Source organism: Microseira wollei NIES-4236 (assembly GCF_020521235.1).
In the GTDB taxonomy this organism is placed as follows: Bacteria; Cyanobacteriota; Cyanobacteriia; order Cyanobacteriales; family Aerosakkonemataceae; genus Microseira; species Microseira wollei.
This window is the reverse complement of record NZ_BLAY01000112.1, coordinates 24,472-33,788: the sequence shown is the minus strand read 5'-3', so window position 1 is coordinate 33,788 and position 9,317 is coordinate 24,472. Positions and strand designations below refer to the sequence as shown.

General features: G+C 42.1%; 8 protein-coding genes and 1 rRNA gene. 4 read left to right on the top strand and 5 right to left on the bottom strand.

Going from position 1 to position 9,317, the window contains the following annotated elements; translation table 11 throughout:
- Positions 1-132: ribosomal RNA gene (locus tag MiSe_RS30750) — 16S ribosomal RNA — on the bottom strand; the annotation flags it as partial.
- Positions 133-1,488: 1,356 nt separating this feature from the next.
- On the opposite strand from MiSe_RS30750, the gene MiSe_RS30745 reads away from it, so the two are divergent.
- Complete coding sequence (locus MiSe_RS30745) at positions 1,489-1,674, top strand: hypothetical protein (RefSeq protein WP_226587407.1); 186 nt, start codon at positions 1,489-1,491, stop codon at positions 1,672-1,674.
- 3 nt (positions 1,675-1,677) lie between these two features.
- Here MiSe_RS30745 and MiSe_RS30740 read toward each other — a convergent pair whose 3' ends face one another.
- Genes MiSe_RS30740 through MiSe_RS30730 form a run of 3 tightly spaced genes read right to left on the bottom strand, consistent with a single transcriptional unit; the run spans position 1,678 to position 5,673 of the window.
- Complete coding sequence (locus MiSe_RS30740) at positions 1,678-2,862, bottom strand: serine/threonine protein kinase (RefSeq protein WP_226587406.1); 1,185 nt, start codon at positions 2,860-2,862, stop codon at positions 1,678-1,680.
- 15 nt (positions 2,863-2,877) lie between these two features.
- Positions 2,878-4,230, bottom strand: a complete 1,353-nt coding sequence (locus tag MiSe_RS30735) for a protein kinase domain-containing protein (protein WP_226587405.1) — start codon at positions 4,228-4,230, stop codon at positions 2,878-2,880.
- A 15-nt stretch (positions 4,231-4,245) separates the two neighbouring features.
- Positions 4,246-5,673, bottom strand: a complete 1,428-nt coding sequence (locus MiSe_RS30730; RefSeq protein WP_226587404.1) for a serine/threonine protein kinase — start codon at positions 5,671-5,673, stop codon at positions 4,246-4,248.
- Between the two features lie 282 nt (positions 5,674-5,955).
- On the opposite strand from MiSe_RS30730, the gene MiSe_RS30725 reads away from it, so the two are divergent.
- Entirely contained in the window at positions 5,956-7,290 is a 1,335-nt protein-coding gene (locus MiSe_RS30725; protein ID WP_226587403.1) for a hypothetical protein, read from the top strand.
- Positions 7,291-7,337: 47 nt separating this feature from the next.
- On the opposite strand, the gene MiSe_RS30720 is transcribed toward MiSe_RS30725, so the two are convergent.
- Positions 7,338-7,847: a pyroglutamyl-peptidase I family protein gene (locus tag MiSe_RS30720; protein WP_226587402.1), complete on the bottom strand. Its 510-nt coding sequence runs from the start codon at positions 7,845-7,847 to the stop codon at positions 7,338-7,340.
- Positions 7,848-7,897: 50 nt separating this feature from the next.
- Between MiSe_RS30720 and hisH the strand changes: the two genes are divergently transcribed.
- Together hisH and rsmD are read left to right on the top strand one after the other, a co-directional pair.
- Positions 7,898-8,533 (top strand): imidazole glycerol phosphate synthase subunit HisH, encoded by a 636-nt coding sequence (gene hisH / locus MiSe_RS30715; protein WP_226587401.1) that lies wholly within the window; start codon positions 7,898-7,900, stop codon positions 8,531-8,533.
- A gap of 77 nt (positions 8,534-8,610) precedes the next feature.
- A complete protein-coding gene (gene rsmD, locus MiSe_RS30710) occupies positions 8,611-9,156 on the top strand; it encodes a 16S rRNA (guanine(966)-N(2))-methyltransferase RsmD (RefSeq protein WP_226587400.1) in 546 nt (181 codons plus the stop codon).
- The last annotated feature ends 161 nt before the right edge of the window (positions 9,157-9,317 follow it).

Here is a 9,317-nt window from a genome sequence, read left to right as displayed (position 1 = left end):
GTCCCGAACCTGAAGCTAGATTCTCACGTGTTACTCACCCGTCCGCCACTTGGTATTTCTACCCCGTTCGACTTGCATGTGTTAAGCAGACCGCCAGCGTTCATCCTGAGCCAGGATCAAACTCTCCATTATAAATTAATTAAGAGTTTGTAGCTCCCAAAACTTTTTAGTTTTGGATTCTTATTGTTTGATTTTGTTTTGAGGTTCCCCCCAAAACTCATCATTCTTTTTTAATTGAATTGTCTTGCTTTTTTTGGCTTTCAAACTATTGGCTTTTCTAGGTTCGTTGCGTCTGGCTTTGTTTTTTTCCGACGCTTCTTTAATCTAACAGGTTTCCAGTGAATCGTCAAGGGTAAAACCACATTTATTTTTTTTGATTTTGCACCTTTTTACTATTGCTTATGGTTTACCTGTTACAAAAAGCCAATGGCTTAAAAGCTATTCACCTTGGCTTTCAAACTATTGGTTTAGTCTAGGTTCAGCGTGTCAAAACCTAATTTTTCCACGCTTCTAATCTAACAGGTTTAGAGCGGCGATCGCTTTCGGTAAACCCGTACTTTCCTTGACGGAGATCTTCTCTATTGGCGATCGCTAAAGCCCTGACCATAATATGCAACCAACAGTTTAACAGCTAGTGCTTGTCTGGCTTTCAAACTATTTTATTGTCATGGTTCGGTGCGCCCGTAGAACCCAGGAGCGACTCCCGTTTTTTTGACGCTTTCCAAGCATAACAGATTTATTCGGTTTTTGTGTACGAACTGGAAAAATTTTTTTGAGGCGAGCAGCCTATTGTGTATGTTTGGCTCTGGGAGCCGGTTTCAGCCAGATAGCAGTACAAACGTTCTCCAACTCGGCTAGGTACTAACTCAAGTTGCTAGCGATCGCAAGCGAAAGCAGAAGGGGGCAAATAAGGTTAGGACTTGGGTTTTAACTTCTCTTGCCCGCTTCTGCTTTCCCTTAACTTGGGTTGGGCAGCCAAGACTGTCGCCAGCGGCTATCTAAGTATTTTTTTTATTTTGTAACTTTAATGACTAAGCTTACTTAAGTTTTTGACGAGGCAGCTAGCCTGGGAGAGCTGATTGACCAAAATTTCCTAAATCCATCCAGGCAGTCACTTTCTCTGGTTTTTTACTGAAAGTTACGACTTTTATTTTGGCTTTTACGTTCCAAAAGGCATAGGTATAAAATTTATCTCATTGAACTAGCGTTTGCATCCTGAGAACTTTAGCTCCTGGATGATCTTTTTGGGTAGGATCTCCCCGACAAGAGGGGGCAGAAGTCAGTCTGCTGCGCTTCTATTTGTCTTGTTTGCTCTTGTCGGCTCTTTTCGAGTAACTAGCAACTTGAGTTAGTAAAAGGTTCCACAAGTGGCAATTTTGGCTTGATGCGGGTTCTCCCCTTTGGGAGAGTGGCGGGGTAGGGACACTGTTTGGCGCGCCTTTATTTCTGCAAAATAGGGTAGAACGCTTCTGGACGGAAGAAGACGCTTTGATAGGAGATGAAGAACGATTGCGGCGAATTTTACGAGATTTATTGGGGCGTGCGGGAGAGAAAATTTACTTATGTCATAGCGAGATGGCGACTAATGGACAAGAGCAAACTGGGGCATTATTGGCTTTAATAAATGCTGCTATTCGAGGGACAGCGAAAGAGGAAAATGCTCTATTGACTTAAGGTTTAATCCAGGAGCATAAATGTGATGATTGCTATATAGATCCAAGCCGTCGGGATGCCAATAAACAGTCCTGCGATCGCCCAACCTCTTTGATGGGCTTTAAACTGTTCAATACTGCGCCACTTTCTACTTTTCCAAGCCCATTCGTTGCCTTTAGCACCAAGTACAAATCCCATAATCCAACCTACATAGGGCATCAAACATAAAAGTCCAATCCACACTTTATTAGTAAAAGGCCACAACCAAGGCATTAAAAATGCTCCCCAATTCCAGCCTTTAATTTCATCGGGGATGGCTATCGACTCATCAAATAAATTACCGCACCCAGAATTATTTACCGTTACCGAGTGGTTTAACGGCTGAATAACGGTTAAATTTTTGATATTTTTGCCAGTATGAAGCGCTTCCAAGGCTTGTTTAGCAGTGCTAAAACGTCGTTTTAAAGATGGTTCTGCGAGGGTCCCAATCCACTTTACTAAACCGGGGCTGGCGTTGGTGCGATCGCGAAATTCAATCTTTAAATCTTCCTGGGGTAAATCTGCTGGTGCAATCCCCGTTATTAAATGAATTAAAGTTGCTCCCAGTGCATATAAATCCGATGCTGGAACGGAGCGACCGCCAAATTGTTCCATCGGTGCATAACCATAAGTTCCCACTACGGTAAACGTGACACCCTCTTTCACCGCGCGATCTTGCACCGCCCCAAAATCAACTAAATAAATTCGATTATCTTCACCCCAAATTAAATTACCTGGCTTGATATCGCGATGCAACAGCGGTGGATTAAGCTCGTGCAAATAAATTAGGATAGTCAGAACCTCTTTAGCAATTTTGCGGACATCCTGTTCGGTGAAATGTTTACCTTCAGCCAGCAATTCCTTCAGCGAATGTCCAGGTATATATTCTTGCACTAACCCAAACCAAAGCGTGCGGTCATCAACCGAGAAGTAATCCCGATATTTAGGTATTCGCTCGTGGTTAAGTTGTTTAAGAACCTGTGATTCCCGTTCAAATAATTTGAGGTCATCCCACTGTACTTCCCCACCAAATGCTAGCAGTTTTACAATGACTTTCTCGCGGTTTTCACTTTGTAAATCTTCAGCTAGCCAGGTTTGCCGTCCAGCATTTTGGCCTAATTTTTGTTTGATTTGATAGCGTCCCTGTAAGACTTTTTCTTCTTGCAGCATTTTTTCAGAATTCCTTTAGTATTTTGCTATATTTTTTGTACCCGTTCCGCAAGCGATCGCACCATTTTGATAAGTTGGTTCGTTCAGGTTAATTGGCATGGTGAAATTACTTTCACAAACAATTGCCTGTGTAGTCAATTTACCCTTAACATCAGAAACTACAAATACTCCTCCAACATAGCTCTTAAGATTATCATCCTTGGATATTGCATAGTTAAATACAGCTTTGTCTCTCCCGTGAAATGAGTATATATAGTTGCTAGTCTTGGTTGTAATCCCAATCCCCAGTTTATCCCATCCCTTTCTATTGTCGCTAGTGACAAATTTACCGTATTCTAGATGGTATGCTTGCTGCGATCTGTTCATAGATGAAACATATTGTTTTGCTTCAGTTTGTTTAGTTTTATTATTGGTACCGCTCAACAAATTAGGTAACAATATCAACAGCGGTACAAAAACAACACAACCGCTCAAAATGGTTGCACATAAAGATAAAAGTATCAGCCTTCCATAGTTAACAGAATCCTCAGCCGATTGATTAATTTTACCAGAAAAATGCCTAGGTGCTTGCAATTCCCGCAGTGCTTCTTTTGCCGATGCAAAGCGCTTTTCTGGAGCGGGTTCTGTTAACTGTTCGATCCAGTTAGCGAAACCAGGATTTAGATTAACTTTATCTCTAAATTCTAGCCGCATCTGATGCTGAGGTAGGTCGGCGGGTGCAGTACCTGTTAATAAATGAATCAAAGTTGCACCCAATGCATACAAATCTGAAACGGGTACGGCTTTTCCCCAGAGTTGTTCTGGCGGTGCATAACCGCTAGTTCCTACTACAGTAAATGTAACTCCTTGTGCTTTTGCTCGGTCTTGTACTGCGCCAAAATCTACTAAATAAACTTGCCCATCTTCTCCCATAATCAAATTGCTGGGTTTGATATCGCGGTGCAGTACAGGGGGACTTAATTCGTGTAAATAAATCAGAATTTTTAGGACTTGGGTGGCAATTTGTTTAGCTTGATCTTCCGTAAAACGCTTACCCGCATCTAGCATCTGGCCTAGGGATGAACCGGGGATATAATCTTGCACTAAACCAAACCAGGGTAACCCGGATCCTTCCCCGTCATCAATGGAAAAATAATCGCGATATCGCGGAATTTTAGGATGGTTTAAATGTTTGAGTACTTGCGCTTCCCGTTCAAATAATTTCAACTCTTCCCACTGCATTTGAGGGCTAAAAGCCAGCATTTTTACAATTACCTTTTGTCTGATTTTGGTTTCTAAATCTTCGGCGATCCAGGTTTGACGGCATGCATTTTGTCCCAGTTGTTCTTGGAGTTGATAGCGTCCTTGTAAAACTTGTTGTGCCTGCATAGTTTTGATTTTAGTTTATGATGACTTCAACCAATCTCGAAGTTGTTGACATAACCAATAGCATTCAAATTCATTTAAGGGGTGTCCTAATGAATAATGAGCTTTTTTAGTATAAATAGTCACTCCTTGCTCGGAAATTAGTTTAATATTTTTGATTTTTGAAGTTTCCCCCCGTTGGCGAAGATAGCACCATCCTAACAAGGTTTTCTCAATAATGAAGTAGTCTCTATCGATAAAAATATAAGATTGACCCGCAGCAAAGCGTGGCAGCTTTAAGCTAGCGGTAAGTTTAATTAATTCCTGACTTAGAGCCTTCGATAATCGAACTCCAAGCGCTAGGGGCAAGAGTAGCATAATTAATAAAACTAATGCAATGATACCTAATGGAGAAAAAATCCCGTATAGCGCCGAAATAGCGCCAAAAAACAGGAAAAGTATCAAAAAAACTAAAGATAACTGACTGGCTATAGCTGCGCCGCCTAAAAGTAATTTACCTGCTAAGGCGATGATATCGATAAAAATTTTGATTCCTCGTCCTGGTATTTCAATTTTTAACTGGGTTGGAGATTTCCAAACTTTGATTTTGCTACCTGCTGGCGGACGAATTTTTTGCAGGGTGGCATTAAGGTAACGATTGGCTTTTAAGTCTTCTAATGCTTGACCTGCCGTGGTATATCTTTGTTCTAAATCTGGTGCTGTAAGTGCTTCAATCCAACGAACAAAATTAGGATTGATACTAACCTTGTCTCTAAATTGAATGCGTAAATTATTCTGAGGTAAATTTCCGGTTGCGACGCCAGTTAATAAATGAATTAAACTAGCACCCAAAGCATAAAGGTCGGATGCGGGAACTGCTTTTCCCCAAAATTGTTCTAATGGGGCATAACCTGTGGTTCCTACTACTGTAAAGGTAACTCCTTCGGCAGCAGCTTGGTTTTGAACTGCACCAAAATCTACTAAATAAACTTCTCCTTCTTCTCCTAAAATTAGATTGCTGGGTTTGATATCGCGGTGTAAAACTGGCGGACTCAACTCGTGGAGGTAAATTAAAATATTCAAAATATCTGTAGCAATTTGACGCACTTGTGATTCGCTAAATCGTTCGCCTTCGTCTATCAGTTGTTGCAAGGATGAACCGGGGATGTAATCTTGTACTAGGGCGAACCAACACAACCCGCTACCTGTCTGTTTATCGAGGGAAAAATAATCGCGATAGCGGGGAATTCTGGGATGGTTGAGGTTTTTGAGGACTTGCGCTTCGCGCTCGAATAATTTAAAATCTTCCCATTGCATTTGGGGGCTAAATGCTAGCAATTTGACGATTACAGACTCGGCGGGTGATGTCTTGATGTCCGCTGCTAACCATGTTTGACGGCCAGCGTTTCGCCCCAATTGTTCTTGGAGTTGGTAGCGTCCCTGTAAAACTTGTAACCCTTGCAACATTTTTCGATTGGGTAATGGGTAATTGGTTAACCTATCATCTATTTATAAGTATTTCTGGGTTGGTGGAAGTTATGCATTTTGTAGGTTTGGGTAAACAAGGTGAAACCTAACTCTTTGTGATGCTTGGGTATGGTTGGGTTGAGGAAAGAAACCCAACCTACGCCTGTTTCTAATTTAGCTATAAGTTTGGCAAACGGCTAGATCTTATAGATCTACCCTGGAGGGGATTTCAAATTTTGCTGTTGGGGTCAGGGTAAATAAGGGGTCTTTAGAGGTTGCACTGTGGATGCTATTTTAGAGCGATCGCGCGAATTGAAACAAAACTTAATCGAATTCGTACTTGACGCGGAGGACGAGTTAGCAGTAGCACTTGAGACTTATTTTGCCACGCGATCGCGTTCCAAAGATAGTCGCTACGACGCCGCCTTCGAGAAAAACTTGATGTTGGATATGTTCCTGACTGAAGGAAAAGTTGGGGATAAGAAGCCGTTGGATTTATTTTTGGAGAGTCAGGCGGAGTTAGGAGAGAGCGATCGCACTCTCATCCAAAACTGGCAACGCAGTTTTATCGGCTTATTTGCCGTTACCCAAATTTTACCAGATGGCTTTGAGCTTAGGAACTGGCTTACGGACAAACATTATATTGTTAAACCCAACGACCCCAAAACTTTACAGGAAATGGCTAACTTTAAGTTGGGCGAAATTTTACTCACCCGCATTGCCCCCGTTACAGATAATTATTGGATGTTTTCCGGCCCTTGCCAACCAATGGGCAATTTAGGCAAGCCGAAATTAGCCGTAGCTATTGGTAATTTTAAGGATAACTACAAGTCTTATCTTTACAGCGATGCCCCAGATTTACTAGAAGAAGCTTGGCATTCGGTTGAGCGATATCACCAGGAATTTGTTGACTTCTTCGGCAGCGACCAAATTACCATGCCTGGATATCAGTTAAACAAGAAATTTGCCGAATTTCAAGAATTAACGACTAAAAAACGATTGGCAGCAGCAGGCATCGATGATTCTAAATCATTGGAAGAAATAGCCGCAGAAGCAGGAATTTCAGAAGAGGAGATTAAAGCCGCTGCCAAAGAAGCGGGTGCAGATTCAAAAGAAATTTCCCAGATGTTTGATGGCAAGGGTAAAAATAAAATGGTGATGCCCAAAGTTGAATTACCTGAAAACCTGAAAAAAGCCGAACAGGTGACTGTATTAACTCATCCTCGCTGGGGACAAATGTTGCTGCCAACTTATACTAAATTCAAAGAAATGCTGGAAGCAGAAGATTGGCAGAGCGTTCCTAATGCAGATAAGCTTGTTCGCAACTATCTAGAAGATGCGGCAATTAATGCTTTTGTCTGGCATGGGTTAGCCGCAGAGTATCCAAGTCAGTTGGAAAAGGTATTGCAAGCTGTGTTAAACCGCCCGAATTTTAATATAGAAAACGATCTAGATGCGCTGCTTGAGGAATATAATAAACCGCTAGAACCGGAGTTACCAGAAATTGCCAGCGTGCCAATGCATTTACACAACTTGTTTGAAGAAGCTGTGGCAGAGGTGAATAAATCTAAGTCTAAGGGTAAGGGGCAAAAAAAGGCAGGAAAGGGGTTTAAATAAGTTGAACCGCAAAAGACGCAGAGGACGCAGAGGAAAGAAGTTAGAGATTAAGGAAGTAACCTTTGGATAATTAAGGCAAAATCGGCAATGATTTTAGGGGAATTGTCATGGGTAAGTAGGGGAACGTGGAGGAAAATGCAAGGAACGGTCAGGGAGCGATCGCGCAAATGTTTTAAAACATAATAATAAAGTCCTTCGCAAACAAATTTACCAGCGTTGTGGCTAATATTGGTTGCAGATAAACCAGCAACTAATCGTTCAAGATTGACGGATGTCTTAATCGAAGAAGCTGCAAAAGTGGCATTGGATTCTACAGTTAGTTGCCTGCGTTTTTCTGCCATTCCACAGCAAATAATACCATGGGGTTGTAATTCCTGAATGTGGTTAAGGACGCGATGACTGGCTAAACTAACGTCAACGGGTAGACGCCTTAAAAAATTTAAAGAATAACTAAAGGAATTGAATTTGGCAATTTCTATTAATAAATCGTCGGAAGAATTAGACTTGTGATGGGGCAACCAGGTGTCGAATGAGGTCAGGAGGATTTTTGTAGTCATGGAATTTAGGATAAAATTGGATTGCACCAATTGGGGGTGGAAAGAAAAGAATGCCAGTTATCGCCGTCGTAGACTACGACATGGGAAATTTGCACTCGGCCTGCAAAGGGTTGGAAAATGCAGGTGCAACTCCTAAAATAACCGATTCTGCCGCTGAAATTGAACGGGCAGATGCGGTAGTATTGCCTGGGGTGGGGTCGTTCGATCCGGCAGTGCAGCACTTGCGATCGCGCCATCTAGAACAACCAATTAAAGATGCGATCGCATCCGGGAAACCTTTCTTAGGCATTTGTCTGGGTTTACAGATTCTATTTGAAAGCAGCGAAGAAGGTAAAGAACCCGGACTGGGAATTATTCCCGGTAAAGTGCGGCGGTTTAAATCTGAACCCGGACTAACGATTCCCCACATGGGCTGGAATCAGTTAGAATTTACCCAACCAAACGCACCTCTGTGGCAAAATTTAGAAGCTTCGCCTTGGGTTTATTTTGTTCATTCATATTATGTCGATCCAATTGATGCGGGGGTGCGCGCTGCGACTGTAACTCATGGAAGTCAAACGGTGACAGCTGCGATCGCACGCGATAATTTAATGGCAGTTCAATTTCACCCCGAAAAATCTTCCACCGCCGGACTGCAAATTTTGTCTAATTTCGTCGCATTGGTGAAAACACCAGCACTGACTTAAATTTGCTAATTGCTAATGGCTAATGGGTAATTGAAATAATCCATTACCAATTACCCATTACCAATTACCCATTACCTATGAGCATTAGAATCTACGGAAATCGCGAGTTAAAAACGTTACCAGGTCAGGCTACCCGACCTACTCTTGCACGGGTGCGGGAAGCGTTATTTAACATTTGGCAAGGCTCAATTGAAGGGTGTCGCTGGTTAGATTTGTGCGCCGGTAGCGGTTCAATGGGCGCAGAAGCTTTGTGTCGAGGCGCTAGTTATGTAGTGGGAATTGAACAATCGGGTAAAGCTTGTGGGATTATCCAACAAAACTGGCAAAAAGTGGCTAAACCAGAACAAAGCTTTAAATTATTGCGCGGAGATGTTATCCAGAAGTTGAAAAGTTTAGCAGGTGAACAATTCGATCGGATTTATTTCGATCCGCCTTATGCTAGCGAATTATATCAGCCGGTGTTGGAAGCAATCGCACAATATCAACTCCTCACTTCCACAGGTGAAATTGCCGTAGAACACGACCCAGATCGCAGTTTTCCCGATCCTATTTTATCATTAGAAATTTGTCGGCAAAAAATTTACGGAAACACTGCTGTAACTTTCTACAGCAATCTTAGTTGAACAAACTCCACAAAACAAAAAATTTCTTGTGGGGTAGGCGTCCCGCCTGCCTTTAAACCTTTATTATATAGTGGATTGCAGTCGTATGAGGTACACCGAGAGTTTGTATAGCGGCAGCATTAATACTGCCGCTATACAAACAAAGCCGGCTGTACCTAGAC